Origin of the sequence: Sphingorhabdus sp. (assembly GCF_040079335.1) — a bacterium.
GTDB lineage: Bacteria > Pseudomonadota > Alphaproteobacteria > Sphingomonadales > Sphingomonadaceae > Sphingorhabdus_B.
In genome coordinates this window covers 13388-33979 of record NZ_JBEBKL010000016.1, presented here as the reverse complement: position 1 = coordinate 33979, position 20592 = coordinate 13388, and the positions used below count along the sequence as shown (strand labels likewise).

At 60.3% G+C, this 20592-nt stretch carries 18 protein-coding genes; 11 read left to right on the top strand and 7 right to left on the bottom strand.

Going from position 1 to position 20592, the window contains the following annotated elements:
• Nucleotides 1–86 precede the first annotated feature (86 nt).
• Nucleotides 87–1073: a quinone oxidoreductase gene (locus ABL922_RS06665; RefSeq protein WP_349023430.1), complete on the top strand. Its 987-nt coding sequence runs from the start codon at nt 87–89 to the stop codon at nt 1071–1073.
• A 23-nt stretch (nt 1074–1096) separates the two neighbouring features.
• Here ABL922_RS06665 and ABL922_RS06660 read toward each other — a convergent pair whose 3' ends face one another.
• A complete protein-coding gene (locus ABL922_RS06660) occupies nt 1097–2788 on the bottom strand; it encodes a class I adenylate-forming enzyme family protein (protein ID WP_349023429.1) in 1692 nt (563 codons plus the stop codon).
• An 80-nt stretch (nt 2789–2868) separates the two neighbouring features.
• The gene (locus ABL922_RS06655) at nt 2869–3033 is read right to left on the bottom strand and encodes a DUF1674 domain-containing protein (protein ID WP_349023428.1); all 165 of its coding nucleotides are present in this window, start codon (nt 3031–3033) and stop codon (nt 2869–2871) included.
• A 75-nt stretch (nt 3034–3108) separates the two neighbouring features.
• Here ABL922_RS06655 and htpX point away from each other — a divergent pair, with 75 nt between their 5' ends.
• The 6 genes from htpX (at nt 3109) to purH (ending at nt 9876) form a co-directional block, all read left to right on the top strand.
• The gene (htpX, locus tag ABL922_RS06650) at nt 3109–3969 is read left to right on the top strand and encodes a zinc metalloprotease HtpX (RefSeq protein ID WP_349023427.1); all 861 of its coding nucleotides are present in this window, start codon (nt 3109–3111) and stop codon (nt 3967–3969) included.
• 46 nt (nt 3970–4015) lie between these two features.
• Nucleotides 4016–5290 (top strand): RsmB/NOP family class I SAM-dependent RNA methyltransferase, encoded by a 1275-nt coding sequence (locus ABL922_RS06645; protein WP_349023426.1) that lies wholly within the window; start codon nt 4016–4018, stop codon nt 5288–5290.
• Nucleotides 5291–5299: 9 nt separating this feature from the next.
• Nucleotides 5300–5824 (top strand): GNAT family N-acetyltransferase, encoded by a 525-nt coding sequence (locus tag ABL922_RS06640; RefSeq protein WP_349023425.1) that lies wholly within the window; start codon nt 5300–5302, stop codon nt 5822–5824.
• A gap of 71 nt (nt 5825–5895) precedes the next feature.
• Nucleotides 5896–6555, top strand: coding sequence for a ribulose-phosphate 3-epimerase (gene rpe, locus ABL922_RS06635; RefSeq protein WP_349023424.1), 660 nt, complete (start codon nt 5896–5898; stop codon nt 6553–6555).
• Complete coding sequence (locus tag ABL922_RS06630) at nt 6555–8279, top strand: heparinase II/III family protein (protein ID WP_349023423.1); 1725 nt, start codon at nt 6555–6557, stop codon at nt 8277–8279. The genes rpe and ABL922_RS06630 overlap by 1 nt, the downstream gene beginning before the upstream one ends.
• Before the next feature lie 7 nt (nt 8280–8286).
• Nucleotides 8287–9876: a bifunctional phosphoribosylaminoimidazolecarboxamide formyltransferase/IMP cyclohydrolase gene (gene purH / locus ABL922_RS06625; protein WP_349023422.1), complete on the top strand. Its 1590-nt coding sequence runs from the start codon at nt 8287–8289 to the stop codon at nt 9874–9876.
• 172 nt (nt 9877–10048) lie between these two features.
• Here the strand turns inward: purH and ABL922_RS06620 are convergent, their stop codons facing one another.
• Entirely contained in the window at nt 10049–11569 is a 1521-nt protein-coding gene (locus ABL922_RS06620; protein ID WP_349023421.1) for a DEAD/DEAH box helicase, read from the bottom strand.
• Between the two features lie 380 nt (nt 11570–11949).
• Here ABL922_RS06620 and ABL922_RS06615 point away from each other — a divergent pair, with 380 nt between their 5' ends.
• Genes ABL922_RS06615 through ABL922_RS06600 form a run of 4 tightly spaced genes read left to right on the top strand, consistent with a single transcriptional unit; the run spans nt 11950 to nt 17111 of the window.
• Nucleotides 11950–13536: an NAD(P)/FAD-dependent oxidoreductase gene (locus tag ABL922_RS06615; protein WP_349023420.1), complete on the top strand. Its 1587-nt coding sequence runs from the start codon at nt 11950–11952 to the stop codon at nt 13534–13536.
• A gap of 5 nt (nt 13537–13541) precedes the next feature.
• On the top strand, nt 13542–13952 hold the full coding sequence (locus ABL922_RS06610) for a GtrA family protein (protein WP_349023419.1): 411 nt from the start codon (nt 13542–13544) through the stop codon (nt 13950–13952).
• On the top strand, nt 13949–15325 hold the full coding sequence (locus ABL922_RS06605) for a sulfatase-like hydrolase/transferase (RefSeq protein ID WP_349023418.1): 1377 nt from the start codon (nt 13949–13951) through the stop codon (nt 15323–15325). Before ABL922_RS06610 ends, ABL922_RS06605 begins: the two co-directional genes overlap by 4 nt.
• 4 nt (nt 15326–15329) lie before the next feature.
• Nucleotides 15330–17111: a hypothetical protein gene (locus ABL922_RS06600; protein ID WP_349023417.1), complete on the top strand. Its 1782-nt coding sequence runs from the start codon at nt 15330–15332 to the stop codon at nt 17109–17111.
• Here ABL922_RS06600 and ABL922_RS06595 read toward each other — a convergent pair.
• The 4 genes from ABL922_RS06595 to thrC are packed head-to-tail and all read right to left on the bottom strand — an operon-like array spanning nt 17108 to nt 20498.
• The gene (locus tag ABL922_RS06595) at nt 17108–17863 is read right to left on the bottom strand and encodes an SDR family oxidoreductase (RefSeq protein ID WP_349023416.1); all 756 of its coding nucleotides are present in this window, start codon (nt 17861–17863) and stop codon (nt 17108–17110) included. The two genes, ABL922_RS06600 and ABL922_RS06595, sit on opposite strands and share 4 nt — an antisense overlap.
• On the bottom strand, nt 17860–18228 hold the full coding sequence (locus ABL922_RS06590) for a dihydroneopterin aldolase (RefSeq protein ID WP_349023415.1): 369 nt from the start codon (nt 18226–18228) through the stop codon (nt 17860–17862). Before ABL922_RS06590 ends, ABL922_RS06595 begins: the two co-directional genes overlap by 4 nt.
• Before the next feature lies 1 nt (nt 18229).
• Entirely contained in the window at nt 18230–19120 is an 891-nt protein-coding gene (locus ABL922_RS06585) for a class I SAM-dependent methyltransferase (protein ID WP_349023414.1), read from the bottom strand.
• Nucleotides 19104–20498 carry a threonine synthase gene (gene thrC, locus ABL922_RS06580; protein ID WP_349023413.1) on the bottom strand — a complete coding sequence of 465 codons (1395 nt, stop codon included), beginning with the start codon at nt 20496–20498 and terminating at the stop codon, nt 19104–19106. The genes ABL922_RS06585 and thrC overlap by 17 nt, the downstream gene beginning before the upstream one ends.
• Nucleotides 20499–20592 lie beyond the last annotated feature (94 nt).

Below are 20592 nucleotides of genomic sequence, written 5' to 3'. Positions count from 1 at the left end.
CGTCCTGCGCTGCGGGTCAAGCGCGGCGCTTTCCGGTTGCCCGCGTGCCGGGCAAGACATAGGTGATTGGCCAAAGGAGTTTGCCCATGTCATCCGATACCGCCCGCCGTGCCGTCGTCCGCGCCTTTGGTGGCCCCGAAGCCATCGAATTCGAAGATGTCGTGCTGCCGCCCCCGGGGCAAGGCGAAGTGCGGATGCGCAGCACGGCAATCGGGCTGAACTTCATCGACACTTATCACCGCAGCGGCCTGTATCCGATCGAGCTTCCCAGCGGCCTGGGGGTGGAGGCGGCCGGCGTGGTTGAAGCCGTCGGTGAAGGAGTGAGCGATTTTGCAGCGGGTGACCGGGTCTGCACTTTCGGCCCCCAACGCGGGGCCTATGCAACTGCCCGCAATATTGCGGCCTCGGCCTTGCTAAAGACACCCGAGAGCATTTCAGATGAACTGGCCGCCGCCGCGCTTCTCAAAGGCTGCACCGTCGAATTTCTGGTCGAACGTTGCGCGCAGGTGCAGCCGGGTGAGCATGTGCTGGTGCACGCGGCGGCAGGCGGGGTCGGGCTGATGCTGGTGCAATGGCTGAAGGCGGTTGGCGCGCATGTAATCGGCACGGTTAGCTCAGAGGAAAAGGCTGTGCTCGCCAGACAGGCCGGGGCCGATCATGTCATCCTCTATGGCAACGAAGCGGTAGCCCCCAAGGTGCGCGAACTGACTGGCGGAAAGGGTGTGCGCGTGTCTTTCGACGGCGTGGGCAAAGATACATGGGCGGCCTCGCTCGATTCGGTCGCGCGGCGCGGGCTGATCGTCAGCTACGGCAATGCCAGCGGCCCGGTGACGGGCGTTGCTTTGGGGCAATTGGCGGCGAAGGGTTCGTTGTTTGTGACACGTCCCGGCCTCTACGACTATTATCGCAACCCCGGCGAGCGTGCCGCTGGTAGCGCGCGGATGCTCGAAATGTTGGATAAGGGCGCCATCTCGGTTTCGGTCGGGCAGCGTCACCCATTGTCAAACATCGTGCAGGCGCACACCGACCTCGAAGCGCGCAAGACTGTTGGATCGACTATCCTGCTGCCCTGATTGCGGACCAGCGTTTACATAGGTCAGCTGTTCACGGGAACCAAAGTCTCTCTCAGCTCGCGCCGCAGGAATTTCCCACTGGCATTGCGCGGCAATGGCACGTCAACGAAAAAGACGAAACGCGGCAATTTGTGCTTCGCGATATGCTTCGCCATCTCCTCGCGCAGGCTATCCGCATCGAGCGTTTCGCCCTCTTTCAGGAAGATCGCTGCCGCTACTTCCTCACCCAGCCGGTCGTCGGGAACGCCGAAAACGCTACACTCTGCAACCGCCGGGTGGCGATAGATGGCGGCCTCAACTTCGACGCAATAAACATTCTCGCCACCGCGCAGCACCATGTCTTTCTTGCGGTCGACGATATAGATGAAGCCATCCTCATCCATCCGCGCGATATCTCCGGTGTGCAACCAGCCATCGGTGATCGATTCGGCAGTCGCATCGGGGCGATTGATATAGCCCTTGATCACGGCGGCGCCGCGCACCCACAATTCGCCGGTCTCGCCGAGCGGCACTTCATTGCCATCATCGTCGACGCATTTCGCCTCATAGACCGGCATCGCGGGGCCCGCGCTATCCGGCCGGTCGACATAGAAATCGCCGCCGAGCGAGGTGATGATACCGCAGGTTTCGGTCATGCCATAGCCGGTGGTCGGTCGTGCGGTTTCCACTGCTTCGTCGATTTTCAAAACCTGGTCAGGCGGAACCTGCGCCCCGCCACCCGACAAGGCGAGCAGGCTGGAGGTGTCGGTATCGGGGAAATCAGGGTGGTTGATCAGTTCGCGCGCCATGATCGGCACGCCGCTCATGCCCGTCACCCGCTCGCGTTCGATGATCTTTAGTGCGTCGCCTGCATCCCAGCGATACATCAGCACTAACGCCCCGCCGGCAGCGGTTACGCCATAGGCCGCGCAATTATTCGCCGTAACGTGGAAGAGTGGCGTCGTCACCAAAGTCACAGGGACGGGCGGTGTTGCCGGAGGTGCTACGCCGGTCGCCCGTTCGACTGCAAGCGTTGAAGATGACGCTGCGTAGAGCATGTTGAACAGATTGGCGACGCAGCCACGGTGAGTCAGCTGCGCGCCTTTGGGAAAACCGGTGGTGCCAGAGGTGTAGAAAATGCAGGCATCCGATTCAGGATCGACGGTGACAGCGGGCATCTCGCCGCCATGCGCGATCACTTCGGACCAGGGCGTGATATCCGGCACCGCTTCATCGAGCCGCACGCCGACCAGTTTCACGCTTCCAGCGATTTCGGGCTTTTCGCGAAAACGCAGCAGTCTTTCTGCATCAAGGAAGAGGATCTTGGGTTCCGAATCCTTGAGCGCAAAAGCCATTTCTTCGGTCGTCCACCAGGCGTTCATGCCAACAGCGGTGACGCCGCTTGCAACACAGGCCCAATAGATCAGCATCCATTCGGGATAGTTGCGCATCGCGATTGCCACGCGATCGCCCGGCTGAACGCCTTGCGCTGCCATCCATGCGGCGATTGCATTCACCTGAGCATGCGCCTCGGCATAGGTCATCCGCTCGTCTTGGTAGATGAGGTAGGGGCGCTCGGCGAACAGCACCGTCGGCAGCCATACTTCGCGGACGCTGGGCGGGGCATTTTTGTAGGTGCGGATGCGGTTGCCTAGGATATCGGCTTCGATGATTTCAAAGGGCCCGCCTGGGCCCGTCAACTCATCGCGCGCCTGGCGCAGCTCGGAATAATACATGCCTCTCCTCACATTCTTCTTGAGGGAAAGGCATAAAGGCGAACGCAGCGAGCGCAAGCCCCATTTAATCGCGTGATTAATCAGAAGTCGACGGCGATGCCTTTATGCTCCCAATCGCCATAACGCACTGGATCAGGCCGCTCCTCGTCGGGTAGCGGCTTATGCTCGACGGCTTTGGGCTCCGGAACAGGCGGGTTTTTCGAAAGATAGGCTGGTGGTTTTACATGCGGCGGGCGCTTGCCCATGACGGGGCTCCTGAAGACATTCTTGAAAGCGGGTCTGCGTCCTCCCACATTGGGCTTCATACGGAGGATATCAAGATGAATATGCTCAAGACGACAATGTTGCTCGCGGCGCTCACCGCGCTGTTCATGGCGCTGGGCTATACGCTCGGCGGCTCGGGCGGGGCCATGATATCGCTGCTAGTCGCGGCGGGGATGAACCTGTTCACCTTTTGGAACGCCGACAAGATTGTCCTCAAAATGCACAATGCGCGCGAGGTTGATGCGCAGAGCGAGCCAAATTTTTACGGGCTGGTCGCCAATCTGGCACGCCGTGCCAATATGCCGATGCCGCGCGTTTATATTGTCGATAATCCCAACCCCAATGCCTTTGCGACCGGTCGAAATCCGGAAAATGCAGCTGTCGCGGCGACGACCGGCCTGCTGTCGATGCTCAGCCGCGACGAGGTCGAAGGCGTAATGGCGCACGAACTGGCGCATGTGAAGAATCGCGACACATTGATCATGACGATGGTGGCGACGATAGCAGGGGCGCTGTCGATGCTCGCCAATTTTGGGATGTTCTTTCGCAGTGAGCGCAACGGTTTGGCGACATTGCTCGCCGTGCTGATCGCGCCCTTCGCTGCGATGATCGTGCAACTGGCGATCAGCCGCACCCGCGAATATGGCGCGGATCGAACGGGGGCGGAGATATCCGGCAAGCCGCTTGCCCTTGCCGCCGCGCTTGCAAAAATTTCGGGTGCTGCACAGGCGATCCCCAATCCGGTCAGCGAACGCAACCCGTCGGCGGCGCAGCTATACATTGTGCCGACGCATATCTCGGAGATGTTCTCGACCCACCCCGCGACCGAAAACCGCATCGCCGAACTGGAGGCATTGGCCGAGCAAATGGGTTCGGGCCCCCGCCGTAGCGCGCTCGATCCTTTGAGCCGAGGCTGAACACAAGCGGATTGTAGTCGCTCTGCCACACGACTAAGGCGCGGCAATGAACACCCGTCCTACCACCGCCACCGGCCTTGCCGCGCGCCGCACCGCGCTGCGTATGCTCGACGCTTGCCTGCGCACCGGCCAACCACTCGATCAGGCGGCGAGCGCGATGGCGAAGGGGCTTGAGCCTTCGGACCGGGCGCTATCGATTGCGATCGCGCAAGAGGTGCTGCGCTGGCTTCCCGATCTCGACCTGCTGATCGACAGCCAGACCAGACTCCCATTGGCGGATGACGCCAAGGCGCGGATGGTTTTGCGCATGGCGCTGGCGCAGATGCTGCGGCTGGGCACACCGCCGCATGCAGCGATATCGACGGCCTTGCCGCTGCTCGACAAAGGGCCAAGGCGGCTGGTGCATGGCGTTCTGGGTTCACTCTGGCGTCTGCAACCGAAATTGCCCGAGGCACCGAGCCTGACACATCAAGTGGCCGACCGCTGGAAGGCAGCATGGGGTGCCGAAATGGTTGAGGCTGCGCGGATTGCCCTGGCCGAACCGCCAGCGCTCGATCTGGTGCTGGCCGATCCCTCGCAGACCGCCAAATGGGTTGAAGAACTTGAAGGTGCCAGCCTTGCACCGGGCCATATCCGTTTGGCGCGCGGGTCGGCTATCGAGATGCTTCCGGGCTATGCCGAGGGCGCCTGGTGGGTGCAGGATCTGGCGGCGAGTTTGCCGGCGCGATTGCTGGGGCAGGGGCATCATTCAGAGATAGCTGACCTATGTGCGGCCCCCGGTGGCAAGACGATGCAGTTGGCGAGTCAGGGTTGGAATGTCACCGCGTTGGACAAATCGGCGAAGCGGATGGAGCGGCTTTCGGCTAATCTGGAGCGGACCGGGCTTACGGCGAAATCCAACATTGGCGATGTGCTGACATGGGAGCCGGAAGCGCCGTTCGACGCGGTGCTGCTCGATGCACCATGCAGCGCAACTGGCACCTTCCGGCGCCATCCCGACGTGCTCCACCGGATCGGGCCGAAGCAGGTCGCCGAACTGGTCGAGCTGCAGGCGGCGATGCTCGACAAGGCGGCGGCGATGGTCAAACCCGGCGGTACGCTGGTCTATGCCACCTGCTCGCTCGAACCCGAAGAAGGCGAGCAACAAGCCGACGCCTTCCTCGCGCGACACAGCCATTTTGCCAAAGCCAAAATCGACATCACATTGCTTCCCGAAGGCATCACGCCGACGGACGGCTATGTCCGCACACTGCCCGGCATGCTCGCCGACAAGGGCGGGCTCGACGGCTTCTTCATTGCCTACTTCACCCGCGCGCAATAAGGTCGGGCGATGCATGCGCCTACCCTCACCACCGACCGCCTGATCCTCGCGCCCATCAGCCTCGATCATTGGGAAGCCTATGCCGACGCATGGGCCGATCCGGCGATGACCGAATTTATCGGCGGCAAACCGCGCACCCGCACCGAAAGCTGGGGCAAGTTCCTCGCCGCCGCCGCGCTATGGCAGTTTATAGGCTATGGCTATTGGTCGTTCCTGGATCGCTCGACCGGAAAATTCCTTGGTAATGGCGGGCTATCCTGGTTCGAACGCGGGGTCGCCGGGCTTGAAGGCGTGCCAGAAGCAGGCTGGGCCTTCATACCCGATGCATGGGGCAAGGGGTTGGCCACCGAAGCGATGGCGGCAGTTTTAAAATGGGCGGACGAGGAACTCAAAGCCCCCGAAATTCGCTGCATCATCGATCCGGGGAATCAGGCTTCGCGCCGCGTTGCCGACAAGCTGGGTTTCCGTTTTCTACAGGTTACTGACGAAGCGATGGGCCGTATCGAGCTGTTTGCACGACAACGCGGTGGATAAATCAGTGGATTAGTTGTGTATGAAGCGGTGCTCACCTTGCCCCTGCCGCCCAGTCTCGCTAAGCGCCAGCCATGAACGCTCCCGTCCGCATTGCGCCTTCAATCCTCTCCGCCGATTTCGCGCGTCTGGGGGAAGAGGTGCGCGCGATTGACGAGGCAGGGTGCGACTGGATCCATGTCGACGTCATGGACGGCCATTTCGTCCCCAACATCACCATCGGCCCCGCTGTCGTGAAGGCACTGCGCCCGCACAGCGCAAAGCCGTTCGACGTCCATCTGATGATCTCGCCGGTCGACCAGTTTGTGAAGGATTTTGCCGACGCTGGTGCCGACATCATCTCCTTCCATCCAGAGGCAGGTCCGCACCCGCACCGCACGGTGCAGCTGATCCATTCGCTCGGCAAACAGGCAGGCATCGTGCTCAACCCGCATACCCCTGCCAAGATGCTCGACTATCTGATCGAGGATATCGACCTTGTGCTGGTGATGAGCGTCAACCCCGGCTTTGGCGGGCAAAGCTTCATTTCGAGCCAGCTGCGCAAGATCGAAGCGATTCGTAAGATGATCGAAAAAACCGGCAAGGATATCCGGCTGGAGGTTGATGGCGGCATCACCGTCGAAACCGCCCCACTCGCCATATCGGCGGGTGCGGATACGCTGGTCGCCGGAACTGCGACCTTCAAGGGCGGACCAAGCGCTTACGCTTCCAATATCGCAGCCCTGAGGGGGTAATGGCCGAAGCTGACCGCCCGGACGATAAAGCAAGTGCCAATGCGCTTGTCGTGCGTCCGGCAGGTCGTCTGGAGAATCTGGCCGCGCGTGTCTCGTTGATGCTCTACCAGCTGAGCTGGCGCACCCCGCTGCACACAATGCGGATCACCGGCAAGCTGCCGATGAAACTGCTCGCGGCACCTACCAATCCGATTCCGGGCGACGAGGCGCGCGGCACCGCGATCCGCATCGGCAAATTCCTGTTTCAGGGGATGGAGCAGTCGATCGACGCGATCGATTATGACAAGCCCACGCTTCCTCCGGCATTTGCCGATTATGTCCACCGTTTTGACTGGCTGCGCGACCTCGTCGCCACCGTCAATCGCGGCGAAGGTGCGCCGCTTGCCGCATCGATTGCAGAAAAATGGCTTGCCGCTAATGGCGACCGTCCGCGTATGCCCGCATGGCGTATCGACAATAGCGCGTGGCGCTTTCTCAACATGGCGAGTGCCGCGCCCTATCTGCTGACCAGTAGCGATCTCATCTATCGCTCCAAAATCCTCAACCATTTTGCCCGCACCGCCCGGCATCTTGACCAGTCGGCGGTCCGTGCGACCAAGCCTTTTGACAAGGTGTGCGGCTGGGCAGGCGTTGTTGCCGCCTCGCTGTTGCTCCCCGAAGGTAAGGCACGCCGGGCGATGGGCGAGCACAGCCTGGAAGCGGCTCTTCGTGACCTTGTTTTTCCCGATGGCGGTGTATTGTCGCGCGCGCCGCAGCAATTGATGGAACTGATCGCTTTGCTGTCGACATTGCGCGAGTGCTATCTGGCGCGGCAGGAGGCTGTTCCCGAATTCCTCACCGATACACTCGGTCGCAACGTTCCCGCGCTATTGGGGCTGACGCACGCCGACGGCGGGCTGGGGGCGTGGCAGGGTTGCGGCCATGTCGGCTCCGAACGGATCGAGGCCTTGGTACAAGCGAGTGGCGTGCGCGCCCGTCCGCTGCGGCAGGCGCTCGATTGGGGCTATCAGCGGGTGAGTGCAGGGCCTGCGGTGTTGCAGGTCGATGCCGGGCCACCTCCGCATGCGAAACAGGCGCTGGTTGGCTGTGCCTCCACCCTCGCCTTCGAATTCAGCTTTGGCAAACAGCGCATCGTCATCAATTGCGGCGGCGCGGGCCTTGCCGGGGCGAGCATCCCGGCGGCGCTGGCGCGCGGCCTGCGCACCACGGCGGCGCATTCGACCCTGTGCGTTGACGACAGCAATTCGACCGCGCTGCTAGTCAAAGGCCAGCTGGGTGCAGGTGTGGTCGATGTTGAGCTCGAACGGCGCGATATTGAAAAAGCGACGCGGATCGAAGCCAATCATGATGGCTATGCCCGTTCCTATGGTTTCATCCACAACCGCGTATTGATCCTGCGCTCGGACGGCCTCGAGTTGCGCGGTGAAGATACGCTGCTTCCGCACGCCAAATATAAGGGCCGCGAAGAGGTGCCCGCGCATCTGCGCTTCCATCTCGGACCCGATATCGAATTGCTGCTTGCTGACGATAAACGCAGTGTCGTCATGCGCCTTGAAGATGGCAGCAGTTGGACCTTTATGACCGCGCTCGGCACGATCGAGGTCGATGACAGTATCTGGGTGGATGAAAATGGCCGGCCAAACCCCACCCGCCAGCTCGTGATTGGTGTCAACGCGCCACGCGGAGGTATGACGATTGGCTGGGCTTTGAAATTCCTAGGATAATTAGAAAATGAGCGATGTGAAGATCAAACGGGCACTGCTTTCGGTGTCGGACAAGAGCGGGCTTGTCGAACTGGGCCATGCGCTGGCGAAGCGCGATGTCGAGCTGGTATCAACCGGCGGTACGGCAAAGACGCTGCGCGAGGCCGGTTTGAAGGTGAAGGATATTAGCGAACTAACCGGCTTTCCTGAAATGATGGACGGCCGCGTCAAGACGCTACACCCCAAGGTGCATGGCGGGCTGCTCGCGGTGCGTGACAATGCCGAGCACGCGGCTGCGATGAAGGAACATGGAATTGGCGCGATCGATCTGGTCGTGGTCAACCTCTACCCCTTTGCACAGACAGTGGCCAAGGGCGCGAGCCGCGACGAAATCATCGAGAATATCGACATTGGTGGCCCGTCAATGGTGCGCAGCGCGGCCAAGAACCACGCCTTTGTAACCATCGTCACCGACCCTGCGGACTATGACGATCTGGTTGCCGAAATGGAGGAATCGGGCGGCAAGACCAGCTATGATTTCCGCCGCAAATGCGCGGCAAAAGCCTATTCGGCGACCGCCGCCTATGACAGCATGATCAGCCAGTGGTTCGCCTTTGCCGACCAGCAGCAATTCTTCCCCGACATGCTGGCTATCAATGGCCATCGCGCCGAAGAGCTGCGCTATGGCGAAAATCCGCACCAGCGTGCCGCGCTCTATCTGCCTATTGGCCCGCACAGCAGCGGCATTGCCCAGGCCGAGCAGATTCAAGGCAAGGAACTGAGCTATAATAATTATAACGACGCCGATGCCGCGCTCGAACTTGTCAGCGAATTCCGTGATGGCCCGCCGACGGTGGTCATCGTCAAACATGCCAATCCGTGTGGCGTGGCGACCGGCGACACGCTGATCGAGGCCTATCGCGCTGCGTTGGAATGCGACAGCGTTTCGGCCTTTGGCGGGATCGTCGCGGTGAACCGTCCGCTCGATGGTGCGACCGCAGAAGCGATCACCGAGATTTTCACCGAAGTGGTGGCAGCCCCGGCAGCAGACGATGCGGCCAAAGCAGTGTTTGCGAAGAAGAAAAATCTGCGCTTGCTGCTGACCGGCGATCTGCCCGATCCGAAGCGCGGCGGCTTGATGGTCAAACCAATCACCGGCGGCCTGCTGGTGCAGTCGCGCGATAACGGCTTTGTGCCCGACAGCGACTTCAAAGTGGTGACCAAGCGCGCACCTTCGCCGCAGGAACTGGCCGATTGCCGCTTTGCCTGGACCATTGCCAAGCATGTCAAATCGAATGCGATTGTTTATGCGAAGGATGGTGCGACTGCAGGGATTGGCGCAGGCCAGATGAATCGCCGCGACAGCGCGCGCATCGCCGCAATCAAGGCGCAGGAAGCCGCTGAAACCTATGGTTGGGAGAGCCCGCGGACAGTGGGATCCGCAGTAGCCTCCGATGCCTTTTTCCCCTTTGCCGACGGTCTATTGGCGGCGGCAGAGGCAGGGGCGACGGCGGTTATCCAGCCCGGTGGTTCGATGCGCGACGACGAAGTCATCGCCGCCGCTGACGAAGCAGGGCTGGCAATGGTCTTCACCGGGATGCGGCATTTTAGGCATTGAGGCTGTTACCCCTCTCCTATTGGGAGAGGGTTGCGCAGACTTGCAAGCTTGCTTGCTAGTCGCAGCTGGGTGAGGGGATATGCCCCTTCGATAGCGCAGAACCCCTCACCAACTCCGCCTAGGCGCTAACGCGCCGAGGCTTCATATCCTCTCCCAACGGGAGAGGATTTACTTACCGCGCCCGCTTAACCGCAGTCTTGAACTTGCCCACGCCCGAAGGCTTGGGGCCGTAATTGCGCGGGCGGTCACTATCGCGGCCTTGCGAGGCAGCGCTGATCGGCGGGCCACCGCGTTTGTGGTTGGGGCGGTTGTCGGCGCGGGGCGCACGCTGATCGTCACGACGTTCGCTGCTGCGATCATCGCGGACCGGGATTTCGTCACGGCCATAACCGTCGCGGCTCATCAATGGGCTGCCGAATGCAGGGCGCGCACGACCCGAGCCTTGGCGACCACCGGGGCGGCCCTGTCCTTGACGCTCGCCGCCGGGGCGTCCGCCTGCACGACGCGGTTGTTCCTCGCGCTTGGCGACAACCGGCTTGGGCATTTCGGCGACCAGCTGGCGGAAACCTTCGGGAAGGCCTTCTTGCATCAGGCGCACCTTGGTCAGCCGCTCGATATCCTTCAGATAGCCACGCTCATCATCGCTGACAAAGCTGACCGCGATGCCATCGGCGCCGGCACGCGCGGTGCGGCCGATACGGTGGACATATTGGTCGGGCACATTGGGCAGCTCGTAATTGAACACATGACTGACGCCGGGTACGTCGATACCGCGTGCGGCGATGTCGGTGGCGACCAGCACCTTCAGATGCCCGTGGCGGAAGCCCTGCATTGCGGCGGTGCGCTGACCCTGGCTCTTGTTGCCGTGGATCGCGGCGGCCTTGATGCCCGCGCCCGCCAGATGGCGAACGACACGGTCGGCGCCATGCTTGGTGCGGGTGAAAACCAGTGCGCGCTCCACCGCCTCATCCTTGAGGCGATAGTTGAGCAGGGCCTGCTTTTCGCCTTGGGTGACGAAGGTGACGAACTGATCGACGCGTTCCGCAGTCGTCGCCGCCGGCGTCACCGAGACGCGGACGGGATTGTTGAGGAAACGGTTGCCCAGTTCGGCAATCGCCTTGGGCATGGTGGCCGAGAAAAACAGGCTCTGGCGCTTTTTGGGGAGCATCAGGTCGATACGCTTCAGCGCGTGGATGAAGCCTAGGTCCATCATCTGGTCGGCTTCGTCGAGCACAAAGATTTCGACGTCTTTCAGGCTCAGTGCGCGCTGCTCGATCAGGTCGAGCAGGCGGCCCGGCGTGGCGACGAGGATGTCGGTGCCAGCTTGCAGCTTCTTCTTCTGCGTGAAGATCGGCATGCCGCCGAACACGCAGTTGACCGTGAGGCCCAGAAACTTGCCATAGTCGCGGAACTTTTCCGCAATCTGCGCGGCGAGTTCGCGGGTCGGCGAAAGCACCAGCATCCGGCAGCCATAGGGGACGCGCGGTTTGATGTTGGTGGCGAAATGGTGGAGTGACGGCAGAGCGAAGGCCGCGGTCTTGCCGGTGCCGGTCTGCGCGATGCCGCACAGGTCGCGACCTTCCAGCAGCGGCGGGATCGCCTGCATCTGGATCGGGGTAGGGGTATCATAACCCGAAGCGGCAAGCGCTTTCAGGAGGGGTTGGGCAAGGCCCAGTTCTTCAAAAAAAGACATAATAAACTCTCAAATATGCATGATGCAGCCCGCGCAGGCCATAGGGCAGCGCGCGGCGCACAAGCGGGTTTAAGGGTAAGCGAAACGCCGACCCCTTGGAAACCACCCCGCGTGAATTGGGAAGCCTCTTGGCTGCGCGCATCTCTCGATCGACGGAGCTTTTGAACAAGCTCTCACGCTGTCGATACTGCGGCGGTTATCTCCGCTCGCCTCATGCGCTTGGCGGCCATATGGGCGCGATGCACCGAAAAAGCAAGAAAATTTCGCAGTGCAGCAATTTTCACTTTTCGAGCACGTCCAATGCGCTCTGTTAACTTTTCATTATCCAATTTCGTTCAGAGATTTCGCGTGATCGCTCAATCGCTGGAGGAAATGCGAAAATGTCGGGGCAAAAACAGGGTTTGGTGGATGTTGCTATCATCGGTGCGGGGCCTGCGGGGCTGACCGCCGCCTATCTGCTCTCCAAAAAGGGCTATAGCGTCACCGTCATCGAGAAAGACGAACGTTATGTCGGAGGTATCAGCCGCACCGTCGAGGTTGACGGCTATCGCTTCGACATTGGCGGCCACCGCTTCTTTTCGAAATCGAAAGAGGTTGTCGACCTTTGGAACGAGATCCTCCCCAATGATTTCATCCAGCGTCCGCGCATGAGCCGCATCTATTATGAAGGTAAATTCTACAGCTATCCGCTGCGCGCCTTCGAAGCCTTGTTCAACCTCGGCATCATCCGTTCGACCTTGTGCATGGCGAGCTATGTGAAGGCGAAGGCTTTCCCGAACACCAAGGTGCGCAGCTTTGAAGACTGGACAGTCAACCAGTTCGGTCACAAACTCTATTCAATCTTTTTCAAGACCTATACCGAAAAGGTATGGGGCATGCCCTGTGACGAAATGTCGGCAGACTGGGCGGCACAGCGCATTAAGGGATTGAGCCTCGGAGCCGCCGTGATCGACGGGCTGAAGCGTTCGCTCGGCCTCAATAAAAAGCCTAATGACGGCATGGAAACCAAGACCCTGCTCGAAACCTTCCGCTATCCGCGGCTCGGGCCGGGCATGATGTGGGATGCCGCACGCGATTTTGTTGTAGCCAAGGGCAATAGCGTGCTGATGGGCCACAGCTTCAAGCAACTGGCGCAGGACGCCAAGGGCAATTGGCGCCTTTCGGCGACCAAGGCTGATGGCGGCGAGACCGTCATCCAGGCCCGCCATGTCATCAGTTCGGCACCGATGCGCGAATTGTCGGCTCGTATCCACCCGCTGCCGCAGACCTCGCTCGAGGCTTCAAACCTCAAATATCGCGACTTCCTGACCGTCGCCTTGATGATCAAGTCGGACGACCTGTTCCCCGACAACTGGATCTATATCCATGACAGCAAGGTGAAGGTTGGCCGCGTACAGAATTTCCGCAGCTGGTCGCCCGAAATGGTACCCGATCCGTCGATCGCCTGTGTCGGCCTTGAATATTTCTGCTTCGAAGGCGATGGCCTCTGGTCGTCGAGCGACGCCGATCTGGTCGAGCTGGCGAAGAAGGAAATGGCGATCCTTGGTCTGTGCAACCCCGACGACGTTATCGGCGGTGCCGTTGTCCGTCAGGAAAAAGCCTATCCGGTCTATGACGACAGCTATGCCGCCAATGTCGAAGCGATGCGTTCGGAGCTGGAAGGCAAATATCCGACGCTGCATATGGTCGGCCGCAACGGCATGCACCGCTACAATAATCAGGATCATGCGATGATGACCGCGATGCTGACCGTCGAGAATATCGAGGCCGGTGCCCGCGTCTACAATATCTGGAACGTCAACGAAGACGCCGAATATCATGAGGCAGGCGACGAGGGCGAGCAGGAAAAGATCGCGGTCAAGGTGACCGAAGATCAGGCGGCTGCGCTGACCTCGGAACGCGACGTGCCGACCCGCGTAGCGCCTGCAGCTGAGGCTGAGCCCCGCAAGATCGACAAGGCGGCCTAAACTTTATGGAGCGGGCCATTGCCTCCGCAATGCAGCTTTGGCAGCGGTTCACGATAACCCGCTACCTCGTTGCCAGCATCATCGCGCTTGCCTTTGACGTGGCGCTGTTTTCCAGCCTCGTCGCGGTCAAGGTCGACCCGGCGCTGGCTTCCGCAGCGGGCTATTGCGCTGGTATCATCGTCCACTGGCTGGTCAGTGCTAATCTTGTCTTCACGGGCAAGGCGCGCGAAGGTGCGGCACTCCACATTCAGCGCGCGCTGTTTGCCGGGTCAGCGATTGCCGGATTGGGCATAACGGTGGCGACGGTTGAGTTGCTCGGCCGCACAGGCGTGCATCCTATCCCGTCAAAAGGTGCCGCCGTCGCGATCAGTTTCTTCGCGGTCTATGCACTACGTAAATGGGGGGTTTTCCGGTGACAACGCTAACGGCTCAGGCCGTCCGCCCGCCATTCTGGGGCGTCGATGAGCAATTGAAAAGCTTTGGCCATTGGCTGCTGATCTGGGTTGTGCTGGCCAATGCCGGTTTTGCCTTTTTGTGGTTCTCCGGCGCCCCTCCGCGGCATATGGATATCGTTTACACCGGTATTATCGGCCTGTTGGTGATGCGCGCGGCGTTCTGGATACGCTATGCAGCCTTTGCCGGTAGCTTGATCTATTCGACGCTGAAATTTGTTGGCGGATTGTTCAATCTCGACATTTCCTCGCTCCTCTATTCGCTGAAGTTCTTTGCCGAGATCAAGCCTGCCAACTCCTATGATTATATCGGTGCTGCCGTGGCGATCCTTGCGATCATGGCCCTTGGCTGGCGTCTGCTCAAGCGTGAGACACGATTCTCGCGGCCACTGCTGATTGCAGGGGCGGGCGGACTCTTCTTCACCTTAGCTGGCGTCGATCTGTGGATGGGCAAGGACATGCGCGGCCATTATTTCCGCGCAGCGCCCGCAGGTGCAACCTTTGACTCGGCCACCAATAGCAGCGGTTTCGTTGCCCGTGCAGACGGCAAACGACATCTGATATTGATCGTTGTCGAAGCGATGGGGTTACCGCAAGGCAATCCCGAAATGTCGAAGCTGATGTTCGCGCCGCTGCTGCAAGACAAGGCTGTGCAGGCAAAATTCGATTTCAGCCGGGGGGCGTCGCCTTATTATAACAGCACCACCGCCGGTGAAATTCGCGAACTATGTGGGCGCTGGGGCGATTATTACGACCTCGTGGATCGCAAGGATGACGCATGCATTCCGGCACAGCTGGCCGCAAAGGGCTATGACACGCTGGCGATGCACAGCTTCACACCGAAATTCTTTGCGCGTGAAAAATGGTATCCCAATGTCGGCTTTCAAAAGATGGCCTTCAAAAATGATATGGTGGCCGAAGGGTCCGAAAAATGCGGGGGCGTTTTCCCCGGTGCCTGCGATCGCGATATCCCACGGCAGATTTCAGCGCGGCTGAAATCTGCGGAAAAACCGACTTTCCTCTATTGGCTGACGCTGAATTCGCACCTGCCGGTGCCTGCGGGGCTGAACCTGAATGTCGACAATTGTGAGCGCGTCTCGCCGCTGCTGAAAAGCGACTATCCGCAGATCTGCAGGCAGTTTGCGATCTATGACGATATCTTTACGGCACTAGGCAAAGAAATTGCGGCCTCGGACTTTCCCGAGGCGGATATCCTGATCGTCGGTGACCATATGCCCCCCTATTTCGACCGGCATCATCGCACCCAGTTCGATCCGGCAAAGGTGCCTTGGTTATATCTGAAGCATAAGCCGACTGTGCAGGTCGCATCGAATTGAACCGATGAACGGCATTCTCCAAAATAACAGCAAAGAGTCTTTGCCCAAGCTGGCAGCCATCGTCTGGCTGTTGGCCGCAGCCTTCCTGATCTATTCGAGCTGGCCCAATATTGTCTCGCGATCGGGGTGGGACCCCGATGATCAGCTGCGTATGGTGCAGCTGCGTGATTTTCTAGGCGGGCAGAGCTGGTTCGATACGACCCAGTACCGGTTAAACGCGCCCGAAGGTGGACCCATGCACTGGTCGCGCCTAATCGAGCTGCCGCTTGCCATTATTATTATCATGGCAGCACCCATATTTGGCCAGGCGGGTGCAGAAATGATTGCCGGCACGGTCATACCCCTGATGTGCTTCGCTTCGATCGCTTACATTCTCGGCCGCGTTGCAATGTCTTTGGGGGGAAGGCTGGCGGGCGGGATTGCTGTGGTCATGACCATGATGTCACCGGCCATATCGATGCAACTGCGCCCTATGCGGATCGACCATCATGGCTGGCAGCTGTTTTGCGCTGCCCTTACGCTCTGGACGCTATTCTGGCCCTCCGCGCGCAAGGCCGGGATCGTTATGGGAATGGCCATGGCCGTGTGGCTGCACATATCGCTGGAAGGTGCTCCTGCAGCAGCCGCATTCTTTGCGATACTGGGCTGGCGCTGGGCCTTTAAAGGCGATGACGCACAGCGACTGGGCTGGGCAGTGCTCGCATTTACTTCCGTTTCGCTCCTTCTATTCTTTGGCACGCAAGCGGCGGGACTGTCCGCAACCAATTTTTGCGATACCATCTCACCAGCGCATATTTATGCAATCGCAGCCGCAGGCATGCTCATTGCGCCGTCCGCCCTTCTCCTGCAACTTGGCCGAATTCCACGCGTCACTATCGTTTTGGCGGCAGCTGTTACGTCAGCTGTGATCTATCTGAATGCCGCGCCCGATTGTGCGCGAGGCGCCTTTTCGACGATGGATCCGGTCGTCCGTGCATATTGGTACGATATGGTTCGCGAAGGTTTGCCGGTGTGGCATCAGAAATGGGGCACTGCCATATTGATGCTTGCTCTTCCGGTAGTCGGCCTTGCAACACTTGCAATATTGCTGATCCGGGCGGACGTCGAGCAGCGTGCCAACTACGCCATCATCGCATTTCTCAGTGTCTATACGCTTCTTCTTTCGCTGCTGGTTTTTCGTACGGTTTCAACCGCTACGCTGGTTGCAACGCCTGTTGTCGCGATCGGTGTTGCAAAACTGTTCAGCCGCTACCGAACGGAGCCCGTGGCTCTCCGCAGAATAGGGCTGGTTGCACTTATGGTGCTGATGCTAATACCGGGGCCCTATTTTTCTCAGATTTTCAAAATGCTGTCGCCGCAGACAGCCAAGAACCAGCAAGAGGTTGCGGGTGAAAAAGGCAGCGAAGCTGGGCAATGTGAGTCCAGCGAATCGGTCCGTTCTTTGGACGCGCTGAAGCAGGCGAATATCGTCGCGCCGTTCGACATCGGCCCCAAAATCCTGCTGAACACCCCCCACAGCGTTGTCGCTTCCAGCCATCACCGCAATGAAAAAGGGATGCGCGCACATATCGACATTTACCGCCTGCCGCCCGCGCAGGCGCGCGCCATCGTGCAGCGCCGCAAGGTGACCCATATTGTCGCCTGCTCTGACGAAGCCGAAATGAAAGGCTATGCGAGACGCAACCGTGAAGGGCTTTGGGCGCAACTGGCAAAGGGCAATACGCCCGATTGGCTAGAAAAAATGCCTGATATGGGTGAAGGCCTGAAGGTTTGGCGCGTCCGTTAGAGGTGCATGAAGTCGCGCTTGTAGCTACGCAGATGCGCGCCGCCGTCGACGAAGACAATCTGACCCGTCACATGCTTGGCTTTGGCCAGATAGAGCACTGCTTCTGCAATCGCTTGCGCATCGGGTAGCTGGCCCAGTGGCATTTCATCGTTGAGCCGCGCCATCTGCCCATCGTCATAATCGTCGGTTGGAATCACCAGTCCGGGGGCAACGCCGTTGACCCGTGCCCGCTTGCCAAAGGCCGCTGCGAGCGAACGCACTGAAGCGGAAAGCGCCTGCTTCGAAAGCGTGTAGCTCAGCTGATCGCCATTAGGGTTTGTGATGCGTTGATCGACAACGTGAACGATGGCGGGCTGGGCTTGCTCATTCGATGACTGCACCAGCGCGCGGCTCAGTAGCACCGGTGCAAACAGGTTCAGGCGGAAATGGGCGTCGAGCGTATCGCCGGACATGTCGTCCCAGCTATCCTGCCCGAACTGTGCGGCGTTGTTGACCAGCAGATCGGGTGTGCGACCGAAATGGGCGATGACATCAGACATCACCCGGTCCACCGCGCCGTCCGCCGAAAGGTCGGAGGGGAAATGTTTCCAGTCAGGCGCGTTGTGTTCGAGCGCCGCGGCCAGCTCCGCATCGGGCGCGCCATCGCCGTGGCTGGTCAGCGCAAGGTCGTAACCGGCATCGGCAAGCTGCGCCGCGATCACCGCGCCCAGCCGCCGCATTCCGCCGGTGACGAGCGCCAGCGGGCGTGTCACTTGCGATGCCTTGTCAGCGTGATGCCGATCGATTCGCCATCTTCCGATATCGCCAGCTTGATGATCTTGACGCTGACATTCTGGACGCGGGCATCAGCGGCGAACAGCCGGTCGATGATATGGTCCGCGACCGCCTCGATCAGCGTGAAATGCACGCCCTCGGGAAAGACCGTCGCGGCTTCCTTGATCGCCATATAGTTTTTGGATGCCGACAGCGGCGTATCGGGTGCATAGTGCGGTGCGACCTCAAGGTCGGCGCTGACCGAAATGTGCAGCGGTTGCGGCAGGTGCGTTTCCTGGCTGTAAATGCCTGTGAGCACATTGACGTGCAGGTCGTGCACTTCGAGGGTGAGCAAGTCTGTCATCTTAATCCTGTTGCGACCATCTGGCGAAGATGGCGGTCGGTAGTAATAGCCCTCTTGCTTGTTCGCGAACAGCGAGTTCGCCAAATTCGACCTTGCCCGGCAGTTCGGCAAAATGCGCCTGTAGCAGGTTGCCGAGCGCAATTGCCGACATGCGGACGGCATAGACGGTGAGGAACAAAAAGCGCGAATTGGCGTCGAGCAACTGGCGGCAATCGGCGATCAGGCCGGGCAGATCTTCCTCCAGCCGCCACACCTCACCATCCGGCCCGCGGCCATATTTGGGCGGGTCGAGCAGGATACCATCATAGCGCCGTTCGCGCCGCACCTCGCGCGCGACGAATTTGGCGGCATCGTCGACGATCCAGCGGATGGGGCGATCGGACATACCGGAGAGCGCGGCATTCTCGCGCGCCTGTGCCACCGATTTCTTTGACGCATCGACATGCACCATCTGCGCGCCTGCCGAGGAAAGCGCCAATGTGCCAACGCCGGTATAGCCAAACAGGTTCATGCAATGCGGTTCGGAAACCCCCTCAATTTCCCGACGCATCCAGCGCCAGACGGGGTCCATGTCGGGAAAGAAACCCAGATGTCGGAAGGGGGTGCAGCTTGCGGTGAAGCTGACCTCGTCATTCCATTTCAGCGGCCAGCCATCTTGCGGCACCGGCTTTTCATAATACCAGCGGCCGCCGCCATCCTCGTCCGATCCGGGGACGAATTCGCCGTCGGCCGTCCAGTCGGCCGTTGCCGGCTCCCACATCGCCTGCGGTTCGGGGCGGATGAAGCGGCGGTTGCCATAGGATTCGAGTTTGCGGCCATTGCCACTGTCGATCAGCGTGTAATCGGGCCTCGGCTCGCTGACGAGGGTGACGAATTCAGGCTTGAGCGGCATGGCCCAGCACATGGTCGCGCACCGCGACATAATCCGAGGGCAGCACGATGAAGCGCTCCTCACGGTCAAACAGATTGCCGACGCGGGTGGGAAGCGAGGGACGCATGCCCGTGGCCCGTTCGACCGCATCGGGGAATTTCGCCGGATGCGCGGTCGCCAGCGTCACCACCGGAATGTCGTCCGCGATGCCCGAATTGCGCGCGGCGTGGAGCGCGATTGCGGTGTGCGGGTCGATAATCTCGGCACATTTCTCATGCGCCCAGCGCATCGCGCCCGACATTTCGTCGGCATCGGCGCGCATGCTTTTGAACAGGCTGGCACGCCCCCGCATATCTGCGGAAAGCGCTGTTTTGCCCATCTGCTCGAACACTTTCATCCGCGACGCGGTGGTTGTCCCGTCGCGGCCTTCAAGGTCGAACAGCAGCCGTTCGAAATTGCTCGACACCTGGATATCCATCGAAGGCGCCGCAGTCGGCGTGACCGTGCCGACCGAATAGTCGCCCTTCGCCAGCGCGCGGTGGAGGATGTCGTTGACGTTGGTCGCAACGATCAACCGCTCTACGCCCAAGCCCATCTTTGCTGCGACATAGCCGGCAAAGACGTCGCCAAAATTGCCGGTGGGAACCGAGAAAGCGATTTTGCGTTCAGGCGCGCCCAGTTGCAGCGCGGCCCAGAAATAATAGACGACCTGCGCCATCAGGCGCGCCCAGTTGATCGAATTGACGGCGGACAGCGTGATCGCGCTGGTCACTTCGGCATCGCCGAACATCCGCTTCACCATCGCTTGCGCATCGTCGAAGCTGCCTTCGATGGCGATGTTATGGACATTGGGGGCGAGCACCGTCGTCATCTGCCGCCGCTGTACGTCGGAGACCCGGCCTTGCGGGTGGAGCATGAATATCTCGATATTCTCGCGTCCGGCCACCGCATGGATCGCTGCCGACCCGGTATCGCCAGAGGTTGCACCAACAATCGTCAGCGCCTTGTCACCGCCGCTCAGAAAGCGTTCGAACAAATGGCCGAGCAGTTGCAGCGCGACATCCTTGAACGCCAGCGTGGGCCCGTGGAACAGCTCGAGCAGCCATTGCTGGTTATCGAGCTGGGTCAGCGGGGTCACGGCGGCGTGCGAGAAACTGCCATAAGCTGCGGCACACAATTCGCGGAGTTCGTCTTCCGAGAGGCTGCCTGTGGTAAAGGGCGCCATCACCTTGGCGGCCAGATCGACATAGGAAAGCCCGCGCATCGCCGCAATTTCGGCTTGCGTGAATGTGGGCCATGCGCCGGGGACGTAAAGCCCGCCATCGCTTGCGAGCCCCGCCAGCGTTACCCCCGCAAAATCGAGGTTCGACGCATTTCCCCTGGTGCTGATATAATGCATGACGCGCGCGGCGTTAGCGGGTGCAGCAATCTGGCGCAAGTGCGCGCGCGATTCCTAGGGGTTTTCCTTTGGCCAAAGCGCGGGTAAGGCGCGG

What these genes read in the sequence shown, in the direction of transcription:
- ABL922_RS06665 (WP_349023430.1), top strand. Translation starts at nt 87, where the DNA reads ATGTCATCCGATACCGCCCGCCGTGCCGTCGTCCGCGCCTTTGGTGGC.
- ABL922_RS06660 (WP_349023429.1), bottom strand. Translation starts at nt 2,788, where the DNA reads ATGTATTATTCCGAGCTGCGCCAGGCGCGCGATGAGTTGACGGGCCCA.
- ABL922_RS06655 (WP_349023428.1), bottom strand. Translation starts at nt 3,033, where the DNA reads ATGGGCAAGCGCCCGCCGCATGTAAAACCACCAGCCTATCTTTCGAAA.
- htpX (WP_349023427.1), top strand. Translation starts at nt 3,109, where the DNA reads ATGAATATGCTCAAGACGACAATGTTGCTCGCGGCGCTCACCGCGCTG.
- ABL922_RS06645 (WP_349023426.1), top strand. Translation starts at nt 4,016, where the DNA reads ATGAACACCCGTCCTACCACCGCCACCGGCCTTGCCGCGCGCCGCACC.
- ABL922_RS06640 (WP_349023425.1), top strand. Translation starts at nt 5,300, where the DNA reads ATGCATGCGCCTACCCTCACCACCGACCGCCTGATCCTCGCGCCCATC.
- rpe (WP_349023424.1), top strand. Translation starts at nt 5,896, where the DNA reads ATGAACGCTCCCGTCCGCATTGCGCCTTCAATCCTCTCCGCCGATTTC.
- ABL922_RS06630 (WP_349023423.1), top strand. Translation starts at nt 6,555, where the DNA reads ATGGCCGAAGCTGACCGCCCGGACGATAAAGCAAGTGCCAATGCGCTT.
- purH (WP_349023422.1), top strand. Translation starts at nt 8,287, where the DNA reads ATGAGCGATGTGAAGATCAAACGGGCACTGCTTTCGGTGTCGGACAAG.
- ABL922_RS06620 (WP_349023421.1), bottom strand. Translation starts at nt 11,569, where the DNA reads ATGTCTTTTTTTGAAGAACTGGGCCTTGCCCAACCCCTCCTGAAAGCG.
- ABL922_RS06615 (WP_349023420.1), top strand. Translation starts at nt 11,950, where the DNA reads ATGTCGGGGCAAAAACAGGGTTTGGTGGATGTTGCTATCATCGGTGCG.
- ABL922_RS06610 (WP_349023419.1), top strand. Translation starts at nt 13,542, where the DNA reads ATGGAGCGGGCCATTGCCTCCGCAATGCAGCTTTGGCAGCGGTTCACG.
- ABL922_RS06600 (WP_349023417.1), top strand. Translation starts at nt 15,330, where the DNA reads ATGAACGGCATTCTCCAAAATAACAGCAAAGAGTCTTTGCCCAAGCTG.
- ABL922_RS06590 (WP_349023415.1), bottom strand. Translation starts at nt 18,228, where the DNA reads ATGACAGACTTGCTCACCCTCGAAGTGCACGACCTGCACGTCAATGTG.
- ABL922_RS06585 (WP_349023414.1), bottom strand. Translation starts at nt 19,120, where the DNA reads ATGCCGCTCAAGCCTGAATTCGTCACCCTCGTCAGCGAGCCGAGGCCC.
- thrC (WP_349023413.1), bottom strand. Translation starts at nt 20,498, where the DNA reads ATGCATTATATCAGCACCAGGGGAAATGCGTCGAACCTCGATTTTGCG.